This is a genomic window from Labrys miyagiensis (genome assembly GCF_030160835.1).
Classification (GTDB): domain Bacteria; phylum Pseudomonadota; class Alphaproteobacteria; order Rhizobiales; family Labraceae; genus Labrys; species Labrys miyagiensis.
Map to the genome: position 1 here is coordinate 94,352 of NZ_BSPC01000014.1, position 18,796 is coordinate 113,147.

At 64.7% G+C, this 18,796-nt stretch carries 19 protein-coding genes; 14 read left to right on the forward strand and 5 right to left on the reverse strand.

Annotated elements, in window-relative coordinates:
• Nucleotides 1-121: 121 nt before the first annotated feature.
• Nucleotides 122-748, reverse strand: coding sequence for a CGNR zinc finger domain-containing protein (locus tag QQL24_RS08105; RefSeq protein WP_284311462.1), 627 nt, complete (start codon nt 746-748; stop codon nt 122-124).
• 162 nt (nt 749-910) lie between these two features.
• On the opposite strand from QQL24_RS08105, the gene QQL24_RS08110 reads away from it, so the two are divergent.
• The 6 genes from QQL24_RS08110 (at nt 911) to QQL24_RS08135 (ending at nt 6,917) form a co-directional block, all read left to right on the forward strand.
• A complete protein-coding gene (locus QQL24_RS08110; RefSeq protein WP_284311464.1) occupies nt 911-1,606 on the forward strand; it encodes an alpha/beta fold hydrolase in 696 nt (231 codons plus the stop codon).
• 262 nt (nt 1,607-1,868) lie between these two features.
• Nucleotides 1,869-2,714 (forward strand): alpha/beta fold hydrolase, encoded by an 846-nt coding sequence (locus tag QQL24_RS08115; protein WP_284311465.1) that lies wholly within the window; start codon nt 1,869-1,871, stop codon nt 2,712-2,714.
• A gap of 33 nt (nt 2,715-2,747) precedes the next feature.
• Nucleotides 2,748-3,518, forward strand: coding sequence for an SDR family oxidoreductase (locus QQL24_RS08120; protein ID WP_284311466.1), 771 nt, complete (start codon nt 2,748-2,750; stop codon nt 3,516-3,518).
• Nucleotides 3,519-3,844: 326 nt separating this feature from the next.
• A complete protein-coding gene (locus QQL24_RS08125; RefSeq protein WP_284311467.1) occupies nt 3,845-3,970 on the forward strand; it encodes a hypothetical protein in 126 nt (41 codons plus the stop codon).
• 711 nt (nt 3,971-4,681) lie between these two features.
• Entirely contained in the window at nt 4,682-6,016 is a 1,335-nt protein-coding gene (locus QQL24_RS08130; RefSeq protein ID WP_284311468.1) for a S41 family peptidase, read from the forward strand.
• A 334-nt stretch (nt 6,017-6,350) separates the two neighbouring features.
• Nucleotides 6,351-6,917 (forward strand): transglutaminase-like cysteine peptidase, encoded by a 567-nt coding sequence (locus QQL24_RS08135; RefSeq protein WP_348536439.1) that lies wholly within the window; start codon nt 6,351-6,353, stop codon nt 6,915-6,917.
• Nucleotides 6,918-6,933: 16 nt separating this feature from the next.
• Here the strand turns inward: QQL24_RS08135 and QQL24_RS08140 are convergent, their stop codons facing one another.
• Both QQL24_RS08140 and QQL24_RS08145 read right to left on the reverse strand, forming a co-directional pair.
• Nucleotides 6,934-7,260, reverse strand: a complete 327-nt coding sequence (locus QQL24_RS08140; RefSeq protein ID WP_284311469.1) for a hypothetical protein — start codon at nt 7,258-7,260, stop codon at nt 6,934-6,936.
• A gap of 368 nt (nt 7,261-7,628) precedes the next feature.
• On the reverse strand, nt 7,629-8,879 hold the full coding sequence (locus QQL24_RS08145) for an aminotransferase-like domain-containing protein (RefSeq protein WP_284311470.1): 1,251 nt from the start codon (nt 8,877-8,879) through the stop codon (nt 7,629-7,631).
• A 323-nt stretch (nt 8,880-9,202) separates the two neighbouring features.
• Between QQL24_RS08145 and QQL24_RS08150 the strand changes: the two genes are divergently transcribed.
• The 7 genes from QQL24_RS08150 to copD all read left to right on the forward strand — a co-directional run bounded on the left by QQL24_RS08150 (nt 9,203) and on the right by copD (nt 14,957).
• Nucleotides 9,203-10,078 carry an aldo/keto reductase gene (locus tag QQL24_RS08150; protein ID WP_284311471.1) on the forward strand — a complete coding sequence of 292 codons (876 nt, stop codon included), beginning with the start codon at nt 9,203-9,205 and terminating at the stop codon, nt 10,076-10,078.
• 383 nt (nt 10,079-10,461) lie between these two features.
• The gene (locus QQL24_RS08155; protein ID WP_284311472.1) at nt 10,462-10,869 is read left to right on the forward strand and encodes a DUF305 domain-containing protein; all 408 of its coding nucleotides are present in this window, start codon (nt 10,462-10,464) and stop codon (nt 10,867-10,869) included.
• A gap of 24 nt (nt 10,870-10,893) precedes the next feature.
• Entirely contained in the window at nt 10,894-12,336 is a 1,443-nt protein-coding gene (locus QQL24_RS08160; protein ID WP_284311526.1) for a YncE family protein, read from the forward strand.
• 4 nt (nt 12,337-12,340) lie between these two features.
• Complete coding sequence (locus QQL24_RS08165) at nt 12,341-12,892, forward strand: sigma-70 family RNA polymerase sigma factor (protein WP_284311473.1); 552 nt, start codon at nt 12,341-12,343, stop codon at nt 12,890-12,892.
• Nucleotides 12,889-13,677: an anti-sigma factor family protein gene (locus tag QQL24_RS08170; RefSeq protein WP_284311474.1), complete on the forward strand. Its 789-nt coding sequence runs from the start codon at nt 12,889-12,891 to the stop codon at nt 13,675-13,677. The genes QQL24_RS08165 and QQL24_RS08170 overlap by 4 nt, the downstream gene beginning before the upstream one ends.
• A 30-nt stretch (nt 13,678-13,707) precedes the next feature.
• The gene (copC, locus tag QQL24_RS08175) at nt 13,708-14,076 is read left to right on the forward strand and encodes a copper homeostasis periplasmic binding protein CopC (protein WP_284311476.1); all 369 of its coding nucleotides are present in this window, start codon (nt 13,708-13,710) and stop codon (nt 14,074-14,076) included.
• The gene (gene copD, locus QQL24_RS08180) at nt 14,073-14,957 is read left to right on the forward strand and encodes a copper homeostasis membrane protein CopD (RefSeq protein WP_284311477.1); all 885 of its coding nucleotides are present in this window, start codon (nt 14,073-14,075) and stop codon (nt 14,955-14,957) included. The genes copC and copD overlap by 4 nt, the downstream gene beginning before the upstream one ends.
• A gap of 136 nt (nt 14,958-15,093) precedes the next feature.
• Here the strand turns inward: copD and QQL24_RS08185 are convergent, their stop codons facing one another.
• Together QQL24_RS08185 and QQL24_RS08190 are read right to left on the reverse strand one after the other, a co-directional pair.
• Nucleotides 15,094-17,490: a glucan 1,4-alpha-glucosidase gene (locus QQL24_RS08185; protein ID WP_284311478.1), complete on the reverse strand. Its 2,397-nt coding sequence runs from the start codon at nt 17,488-17,490 to the stop codon at nt 15,094-15,096.
• The gene (locus QQL24_RS08190; protein WP_284311479.1) at nt 17,487-18,248 is read right to left on the reverse strand and encodes an ROK family protein; all 762 of its coding nucleotides are present in this window, start codon (nt 18,246-18,248) and stop codon (nt 17,487-17,489) included. Before QQL24_RS08190 ends, QQL24_RS08185 begins: the two co-directional genes overlap by 4 nt.
• Nucleotides 18,249-18,582: 334 nt before the next feature.
• On the opposite strand from QQL24_RS08190, the gene QQL24_RS08195 reads away from it, so the two are divergent.
• Nucleotides 18,583-18,747 carry a DUF1127 domain-containing protein gene (locus QQL24_RS08195; protein ID WP_284311480.1) on the forward strand — a complete coding sequence of 55 codons (165 nt, stop codon included), beginning with the start codon at nt 18,583-18,585 and terminating at the stop codon, nt 18,745-18,747.
• Nucleotides 18,748-18,796: the final 49 nt, after the last annotated feature.

An 18,796-nucleotide genomic window follows, 5' to 3' on the forward strand; every position in this document is an offset into this window, starting at 1 on the left:
TGATCGGGAAACAAGGATGTCTCCCGATCATATCGAAGCCGTGAGATTCGCTGGCCTTGTATCATGCAGGTCGCGGGATCGCCGCTTAGCCGGCTATTGGGGAGCGCCGTGGCCCGGCCGCTCAGTGCTGCTGCGCCTTGAGGCGCTGGCGGTGGGCGGCCTGTTTGGCTCGGTTGCCGCAGATCGCCATGCTGCACCAGCGCCTGGCGTGGCCGCGGGTGTGGTCGGCGAACAGCAATGTGCAGGCCGGGCCTTCGCAGGCTTTCACATGGGTGAAATCCTCCGTGCAGACGAAGCGCGCCAGGGCCTCGCCGATCGGCTGCAGCAGGGTCTCGGGCGTGCGCCATTTGCGCAGGGATCGTAGCTCGAAGCCGGTGGTGCCGGTTGCGTTGCGAAGGGCAATCCGGCTGAAGGCCTCGTCCCGCTCCAGGAGGCGGTTCAGCGGCTCGAGTTCGGCGAGACTTTCGGCCGGCAGCGGCCGGCCCTTGTGCTCGCCCACGAAACCCCTGAACCACTCGCGCAGATTCCGCGCCTGATCGGCAACTCTGTCGAGCTCGCCCGGCAGAGCCTGCGCCCGGATGGCGTCGAGCGCAGCCGATGGCACCAGCTTCGCCTGCTCCAGCCAGTTCAACAAACCCTCGCCATCATCGAGCCACTCGATGGTGGTATCGACTGGCGTTGCGATTGAATTCAGGAAATCCAGGCCGAGCGCGTCAGCGACGAAAATCGCAGGGGCACGATGCGCCATCACAACTCCTCTTCCGGCCCCTCCGTCTCACGGATTCGGCCGCCCTCCAAACCTGACACTGTAAATAACCTCTTCGGAGCCTCTTGACAAGTTACGCCTCTCGTTAGTAACCATATTGAGACATTTAGAGTGGTTACTAAATTACCCGAGAGGACAGCAGAGATGCCCGCAACCGAATTGAGCATTGTCCTGGTTCATGGCGCCTGGGCTGATGGATCGAGCTGGGCCAAGGTCATCGTGCCATTGGCGGCCGATGGCCTGAAGGTGACGGCGGCCCCCTTGCCGCTGACCTCCTTCGCCGACGATGTGGCGGCGCTCGACCGCACGCTGGAGCGCGTCACGGGGCCGGTGGTGCTCGTCGGCCACGCCTATGCCGGCGCCGTCATCGCAGCGACGCGCAGCGAGAAGGTGAGGGCGCTCGTCTATGTCGCAGCGCTGGCTCCCGAGGAGGGCGAGACGGTCGCCGACGTCTTCTATCGCACCGAGCCGCATCCGCAGGCGCCGAAGCTCGCCCCCGACAGCCATGGGCTGATCTATCTGCCGGATGACGCCTTCTCTGCGGCTTTTGCCCAGAATGCGTCAAAGGAGGAGCAGGTTCTGTTGGCGGCGGTGCAGCGGCCGATCTCGCCGGCCTGCATCACGGTTGCCGTCGACAGGCCGCTCTGGAAGGACCGGCCGGCCTGGTTCCTGATCGCCGAGCAGGATCGCATGATCGTCGAGGAGACCCAGCGCTTCATGGCCGGGCGGATGAAGGCCCATATCAACGCCCATCCGGTCGATCACGCCCCGCTGGTGACGGCTCCCGCCGTGGTCGTCGACATCATTCGCGAGGCAGCCAGCGCGGTGGCGGCGGACTGATACCGGTTCTCTCGGGATACAGAAGAGGAGTGGGGCCGATGCAAAAGCGGCGAATGACGACGGAACGGCCTTGCCCCTGCTGGGCTTCTTCCTGATCTGCTGCGCTCTCGCTCTTTATCTGCGGCCAGAGGCCTTCATCAGGCACGCAAGGTAGCCCTTCGTCCGGTGCAACTCATGACCGGCGTGGGCGAATTGTGAGCTACATTAGTAACCTGTTAAAATCATTTAAAACAGTTACATAAACCCAAAAGGAGACACTATCATGACGACCCTCAGCTACCGCACCGCCGACGTTGACGGCTTCAACATCTTCTACCGGGAAGCGGGAACGAAGGGCGCTCCCAAGCTCCTGCTGCTGCACGGCTTCCCGACCTCCAGCCACATGTTCCGCGACCTCATCCCGCTGCTAGCCGACCGCTTCCACATCGTCGCGCCCGATCTGCCGGGCTTCGGCCGATCCGACCTGCCGGGCCGCGGCCACAGCTTCGAGCGGATTGCCGAAGCCATCGATCGTTTCACCGAGGTGGTGGGCTTCGATCGCTATGCCGTCTACGTCTTCGACTATGGCGCGCCGACGGGCTTTCGCCTGGCGGTGAAACATCCCGAGCGCATCACAGCGATCATCTCGCAGAACGGCAACGCCTATGAGGAGGGGCTGAGCGAGGGCTGGAACCCGATCCGGGCCTATTGGCAGGACGCTTCCCCCGCCAATCGCGAGGCGCTGCGCGCTTTTCTCAAGCCCGAGGCGAGCGCCTGGCAATATACCCACGGCGTATCCGACCCGAGCGCGGTTTCCCCCGACGGCTATTCGCTCGACAATTTCTACATGGCTCGCCCAGGAGTGGAGGAGGTTCAGCTCGATCTCTTCGGCGACTACCGCAGCAATGTCGCGCTCTATCCCGCCTTCCAGCGCTATTTCCGCGAGCACAAGCCGCGCTTCCTGGCGGTGTGGGGCCGGAACGATCCGTTCTTCCTGCCGCCGGGTGCCGAAGCCTTCAAGCGCGATATCCCGGATGCCGTCGTGCGCTTTTTCGATACCGGGCATTTCGCACTGGAAACCCACGCCGCGGAAATCGCCACCGCCATCCGTGATTTCTTCGCTCCCTGAGTTCGCAACGCCCTCAAATCACGGAGACTTCGGATGTCCAACTCAGTTGCAATCGTCACCGGCGCCAGCCAGGGCATCGGCCAGGCCACGGCCGTCCGCCTCGCCCGGGACTTTTCGGCGCTTGTCCTGGTGGCGCGCAGCCGCGCCAATCTCGAGGAGACGGCAAAGGCGGTGGAGGCGGCCGGCGCCAGGACGCTCGTCCTCGACGGCGATCTCGCCCTGCCTTCGGTGGCGCAGGCCGTGGTCGATCAGACGCTGCAGGCCTTTGGCCGCATCGATGCGCTGCTCAACATTGCCGGCGCCGTGCCGCAGATCGACCTCTTCGAGATGACCGACGAACAGTGGGAGAACGGCCTCGCCCTAAAGCTGCACGGCGCCCGGCGGCTCACCATCGCCGCCTGGCCGGCCCTGAAGGCGGCGCGGGGATCGGTGGTGCTGATGTCGGGCAACTCCGCTTTGTTCCCGAAGGCGCCCTATGCCGCCGTTGGCACGATCAACGCCGCCATCGTGGCGCTGGCGAAGGCCTTTTCCGATCGCGGCATCGCCGACGGCGTACAGGTCAACAGTGTCCTGCCCGGCCCGGTGATGACGGGCCGCCGCCGCTCCTATCTCCAGCACTGGGCGCCGCTGCACGCCATGACGGTGGAGGAGGCGACCGCCAACTTCCCGAAGGAAGCCGGCATTGCCCGCTATGGCGAGCCGGAGGAAATCGCCGAGCTTATGGCCTTCCTGGTCTCGCCGGGCGCCCGCTGGATGACGGGTTCGACGCTGCGCATGGATGGCGGCGAGGTGAAGTCGATCTGAGGCTGCCTGAACGAAAAATCGCGGGAACCTCGACTTTTTGTCATCACCGGGCTTGACCCGTCGGGATCGAGGGTGACGCGAACATGACCATAAGGACATTCAGCCGATCACGTTGGACAAACGCAGAACTGGTGTTGACTTTCGTTCGCTCCCATGTTTTATTCCCTAACGGAATGAGGCGTCAGCGGCCGGCGTAGGTACAACCCGACCCCGAACGCTTCCATCCACCCCGACAGCCTATCCAGGTGGTAGGCGCATGCGGCGGTCCTGCTTCTCTCGAAGCGGCCTTCAGGGGGTGACGAGCGGGACAGAGGGATCGGCACCCCATGGAAGTGCCACGCGGTCCCTGGACGGAGCGTGAAGGGCTTGAGCCCGGCAACGCCTTCGTCCCATCTCCCGCCGATGCGGTGAAGACGGCTCATGCCACTGTCCGGCCAGGACTGCAGCGCTGAGCCCCTTGACCGAGCCGGCTGGCTCAGGTTCGGATGGTCCGTGCCATCCGCTCCCGGCTCGCCTCCGCCTTCATAAGGCGGAAAAAACAGGTGGCCTTGCACGCCTTGTCAGCGTGCCAGGCAACCGGAACAGGGCGATGGCGGCCTGCACCGACAGTGCGGCCAGCATCTTCCATGATCCTGCTTTCACGGCTGCTCCGCAGCCGCCATCGCCCGGTCTCCTCATCAACCCAGCCGGAAAGGGCGTGGGAACGAGAGCGTTTGGGAATTGCGGTGAGAAAACAGCGGAGGCGAAAGAAGCTGGCGCTTGGGGATCGTCAAGAAATTTCCCGGCGCATGCGCGCCTCTCCCTTGTGAACGCTTCCTGGCGGATGGCACGGTGCCAGAATCGGCGGCGTCGTATCGATCAGAACCGCGTGAGTGGGATGTAGTCTGTCCGTCTTGTCCGCCGGGGCTTGCCCGGATGATGGAGTGCTGGGATATGGCCACCAAGCCGCGACCACCGGGGCAGCGGAGCGCGGGCGATCACTTTCGTGCCATCGGCTCAAAAATGCTCAACACCTTTTGGATTAGGCAGCCTTATTGACCTAGAAAACACCAAAATCAATCTCTATTCATAGAGGGTGGTATACCCCGAACGTCCGAGGCTGGGATCGCGTCGAGCTGGGTGTGCTTTATATAGTCGCCGTAGGCACGATGGGTCCCCGAACAATGAACAAGCTTTCCATTCTTCTTTGCGGCGCCGCCCTGGGCGCGATGGCCACCGTTGCGGTGACGCATCCGCAACTGCTTCTGGTCGGGCATGCGCGTGCGGCCGATTCGGACGCCTACAAGCAACTCAACCTGTTCGGCGATGTGTTCGAGCATGTGCGCGACGACTACGTCGAAAAGCCCGACGACAGCAAGCTGGTGGCGGCGGCACTCGATGGCATGCTCACCTCGCTCGACCCGCATTCGAACTACATGGACGCCAAGAGCTTCCAGGACATGCAGGAGCAGACCTCCGGCCAGTTCGGCGGCATCGGCGCCGAAGTCTCGGCTGAGAACGGCGTGATCAAGATTGTCTCTCCGATCGATGATTCGCCAGCCGCCAAGGCCGGCGTCCTGGCCGGCGACAGCATCATCGCCGTCGATGGCGTCTCGATCCAGGGCATGACGCTGGAGCAGGCGGTCGCCAAGCTGCGCGGGCCGATCCACACGCCCGTCACCTTGAAGATCCAGCGCCCCGGCAAGACCGATCCCTTCGACGTCAAGCTGATACGCGATATCGTCAAGGTCGCCTCGGTGAATTCGCGCAAGCTCGGCGACGATATCGGCTATATCCGCATCAGCCAGTTCACCGAACAGACCTTTGAGGGTCTGAAGAAGAGCCTGGACAAGCTGAACAAGGACATCGGCAAGGACAAGCTCAAGGGCTATGTCATCGACCTGCGCGATGATCCAGGCGGCCTGCTCGACCAGGCGATCGCGGTGTCCGGCGCCTTCCTCGGCCGCGGCGAGGTCGTCACCACCCGCGGGCGCAATCCCGACGACGTGCAGCGCTTCACCGCCAGCGGAACCGACCTGACCGGCGGCAAGCCGCTGATCGTGCTGGTCAATGGCGGCTCGGCCTCGGCTTCGGAAATCGTCGCGGGCGCCCTGCAGGATCATCGCCGCGCCACCATCCTCGGCACGCGCTCCTTCGGCAAGGGCTCGGTGCAGACCATCATCCCGCTGCAGGGCGATGGCGCCCTGCGCCTGACCACGGCGCGCTACTACACGCCGTCGGGCCGCTCGATCCAGGCCAAGGGCATCGAGCCGGAGATCGTGGTGACCGAGAACGTCCCGGCCGACCTCAAGGGCGAGGACGAGACCCATGGCGAGGCCGGCCTCAAGGGCCATCTCGCCAATCCGGGCGACGACAAGTCGGAGGAGGGCGGCTCCTCGGCCTATGTGCCGGCCGACGAGAAGGACGACACCCAGCTCCAGGCGGCGATCAAGCTGCTCGAGGGCACGCAGAAGAGCGCCTACTTCCCGCCGGATACGAAGGCCGCCATTCCGAACTAAGATCTCGCGGCATGGTAAAGATTCGGCCTGATCCATGGATCGGGCCGGAAGCCGCTGTGCGTCTGCGTGTTGGTCTTGTCCGAGGTTGAGCCCACCGCGCGATTTGGTGCGTCACGTCGAACGGAGCTTCCGGGCTTCGTCCGATGTCACATTAACCCTTCCTTAAGGATTGCATTGATCCAGCCCCTTCCCTTGTCCCTAATTGCCCGCGGCGGGCGGCAATACGGTGGCAACGATAATGTGGCGCTGGTTCAGTCTCTCCGCTTGGGTTCTGTCTTTCTGCACGGCGATTGCCGGCAGCGCCGGAGCATCGCCCCACACCCAGGCGACCGGCGTGACCATCCCTCCGGCGACCTATGCGATCATCGGCGGCCCGACGCGCATTCCCCATGGCTGGGTGGATTTTTGCGGACGCCGGCCCGAGGAATGCAAGGTACCGCCGCTGCCGGCAGTCGACGTCAAGCTGAGCCTCCACACCTGGCAGATCCTTGACCGCATCAACCGCGAGGTGAATGCCGCCATCGTGCCGATCAGCAATCTCGACCATTGGGGAACCACGGTCGATCACTGGGACTATCCCGTGGACGGCATGGGCGACTGCAAGATCTACGCGCTCGAGAAACGCAGACTGTTGATGGAAGAGGGGTTTCCGCGCCAGGCCCTGCTCATGACGATCGTCCGCGACCTGAACGGGGAGGGGCATGCCATCCTCACCGTGAAGACGGATCGCGGCGATTTCATCCTCGACAATATGGTTGGCAATATTCGCTCCTGGGACGCGACCGGCTACGAGTTCTATTCGCGCCAATCCCAGGAGAATCCCAATGTCTGGGTGGCGATCGAGCCAGGCGTCGCGGGCGTGCCCGAGGCATCCACCCGGCTCGCCAACAGCGCCAATTGACCGAAAGCCCGTGCCGTCAGGGCGCTCTCTGCTCCAGGGTCGCCACCCAGGCGCTATCCGGGCCGCGGGCGAAATGGATGGTCACAACCTCAGCCGAGGCGGTCGGCGTCTTCTTCACGCTGGTCGAGCAGATCACGCCGGGCGCGCCGGTGGCGGCCTTGCAGGATTTGATCGTAGCGGTTTCATGCTGCGATTGGGCATTGCCTTGCGCAACCGCCGGGATGGCCCGATAGGCGGCAGTCGCCTCCGCGTCGCTGGGCTGGTCGAGGAAGACCGCGGCCGCGGCACTCCCGATCGGCGCGGCCGCCAGCAAGAGAACAAGGATGGTGAGACGAAGGGGCATGGCCAACTCTCCTTCTCTTGTCGAGCCAGCACCAATAATTCGGACCAATGCCGGGATTGACAAAGTCCGCCAGCCGAAGCTGGCGGCAGTTTAAGTTGGAAGTCACGACGTGTCTCGCCATCCCTCGAACAGAGTGACGTAAAGGCACCATATAAGTATGGCATTTTGGTGTGGTGATAGTTGGGCACTCATATGAGAAACTGAGGAGATCTTGAGTCAGGGCTCGACTCCACGTGCTTTTCTGAAGACAACAGACCGGGGACGGCCCTCTGCTCTTTGGCTGGCCTGACGCTGCCCCGCCGAGCCTGCTCCTGGAATGGACGAGTTTGGCCGGCTCTGCCGCTATCGGGATCGCTCCGGCGATGGGTTCAGAGCGATTCCCGGATGACCTTCCCCAGCCGCTCGATGCCCTGGTCGATCGCCTCGTCGCCGGCCAGCGAGAAGCTGAGACGGATGGTGTTCGCGCCAGTGCCGTCAGCATGGAAAGCACGGCCGGGCACGAAGGCGATGCGCGCCGTCTCGATCGCCCTGGCCAGCAGTTCGGCCCCGTCGAGCCGTTCGGGCAGGGTGACCCAGATGAACATGCCACCCTCCGGCCGCGTCCAGCTCACGCCATCAGGCATATGGCGCCCGAGGGCGGCGAGCATGCGGTCGCGGCGGTGGCGATAGGCGCCGCGGATCTTCTCGACCTGGTCCGGGAAGGCGTGCTCGGCGACGTGGTGCATCGCCATCTGGTTGATGGTGGGGCTGTGCAGGTCGGAGGCCTGCTTCATCAGCACGAGCTTGCGGATCACCGGGGCGGCGGCGCAGATCCAGCCCATGCGCAGGCCCGGCGACAGAGTCTTGGAGAAGCTGCCGCAGGAGATGGTGCGCGTGGCGTCGATGTCGCCATGCCTGACGACGTCCAGCGCCAGCATCGAGGGCACAGCGGTACCGTCATAGCGCAGCGACTGATAGGCCGTGTCCTCGATCACCACGATGTCGAGCTCTTCGGCGAGGTCGAGCACGCGCTCGCGCGCCGCCTTGTCGAGCGTCTCGCCGGTGGGATTGGCGAAATCAGGCGTGAGATAGGCGAACTTCACCTGGCCCCCCGCCTTCTCGGCGGCCTCCCGGTAGGCGGCCGGCGTGCGGTTGCCATGCATCGGTGTCAGCTGGTCATAGCGCGGCTCATAGGCGTTGAAGGCCTGCAGCGCGCCCAGATAGGTCGGCCAGGTGACGAGGGCGGTATCGCCGGGCGAAAGCAGGAGCTTGCCGAGATAGTCGAGCGCCTGCTGCGATCCCGAGGTGATCAGGATGTTGTCGGGCCTGCAAGCGACGCCAAGCGCCGTCATCTGCCCCATCACCCAGTCGCGCAGGGCCGGGAAGCCCTCGCTGGTGGAATATTGCAGGGCGGCACCGGCGCTGCCATCGGCCAGCACGCTGGCATAGGCCTCGCGGAACGCCTCCTTCGGGAAAAGAGCGGGATCGGGAATGCCGCCGGCGAAGGAAATGATGTCGGGCTGCTCCAGGAGCTTGAGCAATTCGCGGATTTCCGACGCCCGCATCCGCCCCGAGCGCGTGGCGAAGATCGCTTCCCAGTCCAAGGCCGTATCCTCCTGAAGGCTTGTTGCAGACACCATGCGCCCGTCCGAAAAATATGTCAATAATACTGACATATTTTTCGGATTGTTGCGCGGCAGAGTGTCTTGGGTTGCGCGAGATGAGGCGACTAAAGATGAGGAACGCCTTCGAAGTCCCCTCTCCCCATAAGAACGGGGCGAGGGGACTTTGAAGGCGTGCTTCATTCTCGAATGCCTCATCTCGCCCGGCCGTTCTTGCCGTCATTACTCCGTTCCGCTTCAAAAATCTCGCCGGCGTCCCACCTTTCCGATCCCGCCCGCCATGCATAAGTTCGTCCGGTCGGGCCGAGCCTGCTTGGCCCCGCACAACAAGGAGCAATGCCATGTCAGATTTGGATGCCGGAAAGTCCGGCAGCTTCAAGATCGGCGGTGATCTTCCCGTCCATCGCCTCGGCTTCGGCGCCATGCGCATTACGGGTTCGGGTGTCTGGGGCCCGCCGGCGGATCACGCGGAGGCCATTCGCACGCTGAAGCGCTTGCCGGAACTCGGTGTCAATTTCATCGACACGGCCAATTCCTACGGCCCGGACGTGTCGGAGGAGCTTATCCACGAGGCGCTGCATCCCTATAAGGGCCTGGTCATCGCCACCAAGGCCGGCCTGACGCGCTCCGGCCCCAATATCTGGACGCCGAATGGTCGGCCCGACCATCTCAAGGCCGGGGCCAAGAAGAGCCTGAGGAAGCTCGGCGTCGAGCGGATCGATCTGTGGCAGCTGCACCGCATCGATCCCAAGGTGCCGCGCGACGAGCAGTTCGGTGCGGTGAAGGAGCTGCTGGACGAGGGGCTGATCCGCCATGCCGGCCTTAGCGAGGTCTCGGTGGCCGAGATCCAGGCCGCCGCCAAGATCTTCACGGTGGTGAGCGTGCAGAACCGCTACAACCTCGTCGACCGCGGCAGCGAGGACGTGCTGGACTACTGCGAGAAGCATGGCATCGGCTTCATTCCCTGGTATCCGCTGGCGGCCGGCGATCTCGCCAAGCCTGGCTCGCTGCTCGACCGTCTCGCCAAGGCGCAGGGCGTCGCGCCGAGCCAGGTGGCGCTCGCCTGGGTGCTGAAGCGCAGCCCGGTGATGCTGCCCATCCCCGGCACCTCCAAGGTCGCGCATCTGGAAGAGAACGTCGCCGCCGCGAACGTCACCCTCTCCGACGCCGATTTCGCCGCGCTCGACAGCGAGGGCAAGAGGGCTTCGGCTGCTTGAGGCCGTGGCTGCGGAACCATCTTGCGGTGCCCACAATCGCTAACCCTAAGAGGAAGTGGCGCGACTCATCCTTCCCCGGTTTCGGGGAAGGTGGACCGGCGCAGCGGGCCGGAAGGGGTAGAGTGGCGCATACCTATCCGAAATTAGTGATGTCGCGCCACGCTCCCCCTTCCGTCATTGCTTCGCAATGCCACCTTCCCCGCAGTCGGGGAAGGATTGGCCGCGCCCTTTTGTACAAAGTGAGCGTATGCCCTAGCGGGCCCTCGTTTCCGCGTGCGGATTCGTGTCGGCTTGACGCACTGAAAAAAGTTCAAAGCCGTCCGGAATAAAGCCGCCCCTGCCTTGTCTATCTCCCTGACGATGCCTTTCGCTCGGGAGATTCAATGACCCATTCCTTGCCCCCTCGCCCCCGGCTCCGCCACCCTGCCGCGGCCGGCCTCGCCGGTGCTCTCCTTCTGTCCCTTGCTTCCGCCCTTCAGGCCGGCACGGACGAGAGGCCCTTTCTCGATGCCAATGATGCCGCCATGGCCCGGATGATGGCCGGCATGGCCGCCAAGCCGACCGGCGATGTCGATCGCGATTTCGTGGCGATGATGGAACCGCATCATCAGGGCGCCATCGAGATGGCTCAGGCCGAGCTTCGCTACGGCTCCAACGAGCAACTGCGCCGCATCGCCCAGGAGATCATCGTCGAGCAGCAGCAGGAGATCGCGGCGATGCAACTGGCGATCAATGCGCCGCTGCCGCCCTCCCAGCCGTCCCCCGACCAAGCCACGCCCAATCAGCCGTAACAGGAGACTCACTTGAAAAAGCCATTGTTTATCTTGGCCTTTCTGGCCGCTACTGCCCTTGGTGGACTGCAGCCCGCCCTTGCCGGCCAGGTGCCGGGCGCGGCCTCCTCGCCCGATAGTCCGGTAAGCCATCGCGACCGCGTCTATGCGGCCGAACAGTTCTCCAACACGGTGTCGGTGACCGATCCGGTCGACAACCGGCTGCTCGGCGTCATCCGTCTCGGCGATCCGCAGCCCGGCAATTTCAGCCCGCTCTATCGCGGCCAGGTGCTGGTGCACGGCATGGGCTTCTCGCCCGACCACCGCACGCTCGCCGTGGTCTCCATCGGCTCCAATTCGGTGACCTTCATCGACACCGCCACCAACGCGGTCAAGCACACCACCTATGTGGGCCGCGCCCCGCATGAGGCCTTCTTCACGCCGGATGGCAAAGAAATCTGGGTCACCGTGCGCGGGGAGGATTATGTCTCTGTGATCGACGCCCAGACCTATGAGGAGAAGGCTCGCATCAAGCTGCCGGCCGGTCCCGGCATGACGATCTTCTCGCCGGACGGCAAATATGGCTATGTCTGCTCCTCCTTCAATCCGGAGACCGATGTCGTGTCCGTGGCCGACCGCCAGATCGTCGGCAAGGTGAAGCAGGACAGCCCCTTCTGCCCGAACATCGCCGCATCGGCCGATGGCGAGCAGGTCTGGTTCACGCTCAAGGATGTCGGCAAGACCATGGTGTTCAACGCCAGGCCGCCCTTCAACGTGTTGAAGTCGATCGACACCGGCCCGATCACCAACCATGTCAACCTCGTGCGCACGCCCAAGGGCAGCTTCGCCTATGTCTCGATCGGCGGCCTCAACGAGGTGAAGGTGTTCAACACCACCGATTTCAGCCTGGTGGGGACCATTCCGGTCGGCAAGCTGCCGCATGGCGTCTGGCCCTCGGGAGACGGCACGCGCGTCTATGTCGGGCTGGAGAATGCCGATGCGCTCACCGCCATCGACACCGCCACCAACAAGGTGATCGCCACCATCCCGATCGGCCAGGCGCCACAGGCAGTGAACTATGTGCCCAATGCCGTGCCCGAGGGTGAGGGAACGCAGAACCTGCAACCGCTCGGCCTTGCCGGGCAGACCGCCCATCTCCAGCTCAAGGCGGCGAAGGGCGGCGCGGCTTCGCCGACCAGCGTCTCGCTGTTCGACCAGGGTCTTGCCCAGGTGTTGCAGGCCTCCGTCACCGGGCTCGAGCCGAAACAGCCCTATGTGCTGGCTCTTGCCGGCAAGGCCGATGGCAGCGGCGACATCGAACCGCTGGCAAGCTTCATGACCAATCCGGCCGGGGCTGCTATCGTCAATGCCGTGGGGCCGATCCGCCAGATCGTGCAGGGGGACAGCACGTCCGACAGGCGCTATCTGGTGATCCTGGCGGGCGAAGATGGCAAGACCGGCAAACCGGTCCAGATCCAGGCGGACTGAGACGATGCGGCTCGATCGGGATGCGCCCCTTCATGACATGAAGCGTCTGGTCGAGCCGCAGATCCCGGCCTTGCGCCGCTACGCGCGCGCACTCGTGCGCGACCCCGTAGCCGCCGATGACCTGGTGCAGGACTGCCTCGAACGAGCGATCAGCCACTGGTCGCAGCGTCGGCAGGATGGCGATGCACGCACCTGGCTGTTCTCCATCCTGCACAATCTTGCCGTCAACCAGATGCGGCAGGCGGCGCGCCGCGGCCGTCACGATAGCCTGGAGACGGCTGACGAGGCCGCACTGGCACACCAGCCCACACAGGAATCCCCCCTCTTGCAGCGCGATATCATCAAGGCGCTCGCCACCTTGCCGGAGGAGCAGCGCAGCGTGCTCCTGCTGGTCTCCGTGGAGGAACTCAGCTACGCGGAAGCGGCGCGCGTGCTCGATATCCCCCTCGGAACGGTAATGTCGCGGCTGGCGCGCGCCCGCGAGAAACTGCGTGAAGCGATGAATGGCGGCAATGTCGTCCGGCTCGACGCTTCCGCCTTCCGGAGGCCGAAATGAACAGCGAACGTCCGACGGAAGACGAATTCCAGGCCTTTATCGACGGCGTGCTCGACGAGGCTGCCCATGCTCGTGTCGAGGATTATCTCGTCGGCCACCCCCAAGAGGCCGAGCGTATCGCCGACTATCTCGCCCAGCGCGGCGAATTGCGGCAGGTGCTCCGGCCCATCGCCGAAGAGAAGGTGCCGCCGCGGCTCGACCTCGATCGCATCGTCGCGGCCGGGCAGGCGGAGAGCAGGCGACCCTGGTTCGCCGACTGGCGGGCGATGGCCGCGGGCCTTGTGCTGCTGCTCGCCGGCGGCGCCTCGGGCTGGTTCCTGCATGGTGTGCCGGTGCGCGAGAGCGGGGGCATCGCCGCCCTGGCGCGCGAGGCGGCCGACAATTATGCCGTTTATGGCGCCGACCATGTGCGACCGGTGGAGCTCAAGGCCGATGCCCGCGACGAACTGGTCAAATGGGTCTCCAATCGCCTGCAGCGGCCCATCGCCGTGCCGGATCTCAGCACGTCCGGCTATCGCTTCATGGGTGGGCGCCTGGTGGCGACGGCGCATGGCCCGGCCGCGCTGTTCTTCTATGACGACGACCGCGGTACGCGCCTTGCCATGCTGGTGCGGCCGATGGAGGTCGACAAGAACGCGGCGATGACCGAGCACGACCTCGACGGCACCGGCGGCATCGCCTGGTCGAAGGACGGGCTCGGCTATGGCCTGGTCGGCCCGGCGCCACCAGCCCTCCTGCATCCGCTGGCGGACGATGCCCGCCGGCAGATCGACGCGGCGATCTGATCGCTTCATAGTCGTACGAGGAGAGTCGCGATGAAGTCTTCAAAAGCAATCCCCCTCGGCGCCCTGTTCAGCGTGGCCCTTGCGAGCAGCGCACTCGCCCATGCTCGTCTCCAGGCAACCGTGCCGGCCGCCAACGGCACAGTCCAGGCGGCGCCCGCCAGCCTGACGCTCGACTTCTCCGAAGGGCTGGAGCTCAAGCTGAGCGGCGTCAAGGTCACCGGCCCGGGCGGCGCGGCCGTGAGCACGGGGACGCCGGCTCTCTCGCCGACGGACGATAAGGTGATGACGGTGCCCCTGACCGGCCCGCTAGGGCCCGGCGCCTACACGGTCGAATGGCACGCCGTGGCCAAGGACACCCATGCCACGCATGGCGCCTACACCTTCACGGTCAAGCCGTGACCGGCCTCGACTGGGCGTCCGCCGCAGCGAGGCTGGGGCTCTACGCCCCCCTCGTCTTCTTGTTCGGCGCCTTCGCTTTCCCGGTGATCTTTGCGCGGGGCAGTCTCGGAGGCCTGGTCATGGAAAGGTTCCGGCGGCCGATCCTGCCTGCCGCCATTCTGGCCGTCCTTTCGATTGCGGCATCGCTGCCTCTTCTGGCCGCGACGATCGACGGGGACTGGAGCGGCGCGGTCGACAGCTCGACGCTGACGGTTCTCCTTGCCATCCCCAATATCGGGCTGGTCTGGGTCGCACGCATCGCCTTGGCCGGACTGCTGCTGATCTGGCTCTGTTTTCGACTGGCGGGGCCTTCCGGCCCCTTCGCGATTGCCACGCTGCTGCTCGCCAGCCTCGCCCTCATGGGCCATGCCGTCATGCAGGAAGGCCTGATCGGCTGGTTCCACATGGCGAACCATATGATCCATGTCCTCGCCGCGAGCCTTTGGCTGGGGTCTTTGCCGCCGCTGCTCGTCACCCTCACGGCCCTGCGGGACCGTGCCTCTCGAGCGGAGGCGATGGATGCGCTCAAGCGCTTCTCCCGCGTCGGCCATGGCGCAGTGGCGGTCGTGCTCGTCACCGGCATCGTCAATGTCTGGCTGATCCTCGGGCAATGGCCGCTCGACTGGAGCTCGCTCTACCAGCTTCTGCTCGCCACCAAGATCGCGCTGGTCGGCCTGATGGCGGCGACCGCTCTGGTCAACCGCTATGTCTTCACGCCGCGCATCGGCGGAAATGGAGAGGCCGCGCTGAGGAATATTGCGCGCGGCACTGTCGTCGAGATCCTGCTGGGTGGGAGCGTGCTGGCCCTGGTGGCGGTCTTCGGCCTGCTGGAGCCGGCTTAGGACGTGAAATTCTGAGGTGGAAGCGGGCGCACTCGGGGGGCGGGTCTTCAGACCCGGCTCCTTGTGGGGCGGGCACAGCCAAGAGCCGGGTCTGAAGACCCGCCCCCGAGTGCGTCTCCCTTGGAGCGCGTCGCCCCTATCCCCTCACCGTCACCACGAAATCCGTATCCGGCCAGGGCTCGCCGATCTCGGTCACCCGGAAGTGGATTTCAGCGCCGGCATGCAGGTTCGCCGTCGGCAAGTCGAGGTAATGCAGCGCGAGCCCCGGATCGCTGGTGTGGTTCTCGTCATGGCTGGCCCACTTGTCGAAGCTCCAGCGGACGGAAGAGAGGTCCATGAACTCCACCCGCAGCACCTCGCCCGGCGCGATCGTCTTGCGCTGGTGATTGAGGCGCCAGAAGCGTTTGTTGCTCGTGACCTTCTGCCTGCAATAACGCTCCACCGTCTGGGGCGGGGTGTCGAACACCTTGCCGTCACGCAGCGAGCGCAAGAGCTTGATGTGTTCGCCATGAGCCCAGACCAGCGGCATGGCGCTGCCTGAGGGCTTGCCGAAGAAGAGCTCGTCCTCCGGCTGGTCCGGGCTGTCCCAGATCTGCTCGGGCAGCATGCCGCCGGGGCCGGCCGAAAGTTCCAGGGCCTTCAGCAGGCGCCGGGCTTCCTCCTGGCGGCCGGCGGCGATCTCGTAATGGGCGCGCTCTCCCGTCAGCAGCGGCCAGAGCCGGCCGACGCCGGTGCCGTCGAAGGCCGAGCCATCCTCATGCTCGCCATAGCCGTCATTGTTGTAGCGGTACCAATAGGGCCCGTTGGGCAGATCGAGCTTGAGGAGATCGTCGATCGCCTTCACGGTGGCAACCATGCGCGGATCATTGGCCTCGCGCAGGCCGAAGCGCACCAGCGCCAGTGCATCGGGGCTCAGCAGCATCTTGGCGCTGAGCACGGCCTCCTGCGCCGAACGGTTCTTGATCGGCACATTTTCGCTGAGGCCAGCGCTGTCCTCGACGTCCCCGGGGCCGATGCGGACATAATAGCCCTCGATGCCGAGCTTGGCGGCAAGGTCCGTGCCGGTGGCGAAGGTCCAGTCGTCGATCTCGCTATGCCAGCCGTCGGCGGTCTCTCGCAGGAAGGCCGCGGCCGCCGGCTTGTGAGCTGCGTCCATCGCGTCAGCTGCGGCAAGAAGGGCGGCGATCTCCACCGCGAGCGTGAAGGGCGAATAGCCGGCGTCCTCTTCCCAGCGGTCCTCGTCGGTGACGGGGCCGTTGCGCAGCACGAAGCTCGCCGCCTTCTCCAGCATGGGCTGGAAGCGGGTGCGGTCGGCCTCGCTGATGCTGCCTTCGCGCTTGAGCATGTCGTAGAGCAGGATCGGGAAGGCGGTCTCGTCCATCTGGATGCCATCCCAATAGGGATGGCCATCGATCCAGTTGTTCTGTGACCAGTGCCCGTCTTCCTCCTGGATGGCGGCGAGATAATCGAGGATGCCGCGGGCGTCCGCCGGGCTGCCGGCTGCCAGGAAGCCGCCGGCCGTCTCGACGAGATCGCGCGGCCAGACGAGGTGATAGCCGCCGAGATTGTTGTCGCCCATGTTGAAGCCCCAGGGCGTCGACAGGCTGGCGATGGCCCCACCGGTGAAGGCGCCGGTGCGATGGGCGGCGAGCATGGCCGTGGAGGTGCGGTAGCTGGTGGTCTTGCCGAGGCTCTGGCTATCGAGCGCCTGGAGGCTGCCCTGCCAGCCCTGCCAGATTTCGCGGCTGCGGCTGCGAGCAGCCTCGATGCCCTGCTGCAGGCTGGCGATGGCGTTGAGCGCGGCCTCTTCGGGCCCAAGGCCGAAGCCGAGCGTCACCAGGGCATGGCCATCGCTGTCCGAGAGGTCGAGCGTGCCGGTGAGGGCGACATTGCCGTCGCTGGCCCGCTGCCAGTCGGTAACCAGCCCCTGGCCGCGATGCAGCGTCTGCCAGCCATCCGAGGTGCCGACGAAGCCGGTCGAGCGAGCGCTCCACGGCACCGAGGCGGCGAGGGCGAGGGAGACATTGTTGGTGCCGCTGGCGAACAGCAGTCCATAGCCCTTGTAGTCGTCAACCCAGGCATTGTTGTGGGCACCCTGGTTGAAGATGTGGGGTGCCAGCAGGACGTGGAGTTTGTAGTCGGCGAGCTCGCCGATCAGGGCCTCGAAGTGGATATCCTGCAGCACGCTCTCGTGGAAGGGATCGGCAAGGATGGTCTTGGAGATGCGATAGCGTCCATCGCTGGCGGTGTTCACCAGCTTGAAGACCGGCACGCCGTCCTGCTCCATGCGGATGTCGGAGACGGCGTCGCGCTTCTCCTCGGAGAAATAGTCCGGCGCGGTGACGAGGAAGCCGCAATCGCGCGTGCAGGCACGATCGATGCGCGGATAATAGACCTCGTTGAGAATGCCGTGGCTGAGGGCGAACCACACCCGGCTGGCGGGGGAGCCGGCGGTGCCGATGCCGCTCTTGGCCGCGGAGGTCCAGCGCGGTTGCAGGCCCGGAGCGCCGGGCGGCACATCACCGGGGCTCATGCCTTGGCTCCCTTGGCGGGAGCCGGCGGGGCTTCCTCGGTTGACCAATAGTTCTTCAGCCGCCACAGCGCGGCGCCGCCATCGAGGCCGGCGTCATTGGAGCCGACGGTGATGTTCTTGGGAAACTCCACCTTGAGATGCTTGGTGTTGCCGCCGCCGAGATAGAGATGATCGAAGTGGAAGAGGGTGAAGAGCACCTCGGTGATATATTTGACCCGCTTGTTCCAGCGCTTGCTGCCGATCTTCGCGCGCGCGGCCTCGCCGATATAGTCGTCATAGGTCTTGTTCTTGGTGATCGGGTGATGCGCCAGCTCCATGTGAGGCATCAGCTCGCCATCGCGGAACACCGCCGTGCCGGCACCGGTGCCGAGGGTAAGGGCGAGCTCGATGCCCTTGCCCTTGATCAGGCCGAGGCCCTGCACCTCGGCATCGTTGATCACGCGCACCGGCTTGCCGAGCTTGGCCGAGAGCTTGGCGCCGAGCGGGAAATTGTCCCAGCCTTCGGGGCTGAGATGGGGGGCGGTGAGGATCTTGCCGTGGCGGACCACGCCGGGAAAGCCGACGGAGACACGGCCATAGGCGGGCAGGGGCGCGACGAGCTGCGCCAGCGTGTCGACCAACAGGGTAGGTGGGCAGGGATGCGGGGTGGGCACGCGCACGCGGTCGCCCTTCATCTTGCCGTTAGCGTCAATAATCGCCGCCTTGAGGCCTGTGCCGCCGATATCGATGGCCAGGATATCCGTGTTTGCGCTTGCCAACTCCGCGTTCCCCTTTTTAGGCTGCCATTACGTAACAGTTCCGTGACGATGGGACTGTCCAATTGTGGCTGACTTGTGTTGAAGCGCAAGAGGGCGTCCGAATTCGCCGGAATGCTACGCGCAGGGCGCTTTTCATTAAACCCAGGGTTGTTAACCATGGTGCCTGCACTCAATTGGGGCGGATTGTTGCTCTTTTATTAAGCGACGTGCACGAAATCCATGCAGGCGCCGCATAGCCGGCATACGCACTTATGCGTGCGATTTTTTACCGTTCGGTGCGGATTCGGGGTATAAGCCTTCCCAACAAATCAATCGAACTTGGAAAGTAAAAGTCATGGTTCTCTTCGGCTTCATCTCTGCGATCACTTCGCGTCTCACTGCTTATCGTAACTATCGCCGCACCCTGCAGGCTCTCTCGGCTCTCGATGATCGTGAGCTTTCGGACCTTGGTATTTTCCGCGGCCGGATTGAAGAGATCGCTCGCGGCGCCGCCCGCTAAGAATTTGCTCTTCGGAGCACCGGAAAGTCAGGCCGCTGGGGGTAACCTC

Excerpts from the sequence above, each read along its gene's own strand:
- QQL24_RS08105 (WP_284311462.1), bottom strand. The coding sequence starts at position 748 with ATGGCGCATCGTGCCCCTGCGATTTTCGTCGCTGACGCGCTCGGCCTG.
- QQL24_RS08110 (WP_284311464.1), top strand. The coding sequence starts at position 911 with ATGCCCGCAACCGAATTGAGCATTGTCCTGGTTCATGGCGCCTGGGCT.
- QQL24_RS08115 (WP_284311465.1), top strand. The coding sequence starts at position 1,869 with ATGACGACCCTCAGCTACCGCACCGCCGACGTTGACGGCTTCAACATC.
- QQL24_RS08120 (WP_284311466.1), top strand. The coding sequence starts at position 2,748 with ATGTCCAACTCAGTTGCAATCGTCACCGGCGCCAGCCAGGGCATCGGC.
- QQL24_RS08125 (WP_284311467.1), top strand. The coding sequence starts at position 3,845 with ATGGAAGTGCCACGCGGTCCCTGGACGGAGCGTGAAGGGCTTGAGCCC.
- QQL24_RS08130 (WP_284311468.1), top strand. The coding sequence starts at position 4,682 with ATGAACAAGCTTTCCATTCTTCTTTGCGGCGCCGCCCTGGGCGCGATG.
- QQL24_RS08140 (WP_284311469.1), bottom strand. The coding sequence starts at position 7,260 with ATGCCCCTTCGTCTCACCATCCTTGTTCTCTTGCTGGCGGCCGCGCCG.
- QQL24_RS08145 (WP_284311470.1), bottom strand. The coding sequence starts at position 8,879 with ATGGTGTCTGCAACAAGCCTTCAGGAGGATACGGCCTTGGACTGGGAA.
- QQL24_RS08150 (WP_284311471.1), top strand. The coding sequence starts at position 9,203 with ATGTCAGATTTGGATGCCGGAAAGTCCGGCAGCTTCAAGATCGGCGGT.
- QQL24_RS08155 (WP_284311472.1), top strand. The coding sequence starts at position 10,462 with ATGACCCATTCCTTGCCCCCTCGCCCCCGGCTCCGCCACCCTGCCGCG.
- QQL24_RS08165 (WP_284311473.1), top strand. The coding sequence starts at position 12,341 with ATGCGGCTCGATCGGGATGCGCCCCTTCATGACATGAAGCGTCTGGTC.
- QQL24_RS08170 (WP_284311474.1), top strand. The coding sequence starts at position 12,889 with ATGAACAGCGAACGTCCGACGGAAGACGAATTCCAGGCCTTTATCGAC.
- copC (WP_284311476.1), top strand. The coding sequence starts at position 13,708 with ATGAAGTCTTCAAAAGCAATCCCCCTCGGCGCCCTGTTCAGCGTGGCC.
- QQL24_RS08185 (WP_284311478.1), bottom strand. The coding sequence starts at position 17,490 with ATGAGCCCCGGTGATGTGCCGCCCGGCGCTCCGGGCCTGCAACCGCGC.
- QQL24_RS08195 (WP_284311480.1), top strand. The coding sequence starts at position 18,583 with ATGGTTCTCTTCGGCTTCATCTCTGCGATCACTTCGCGTCTCACTGCT.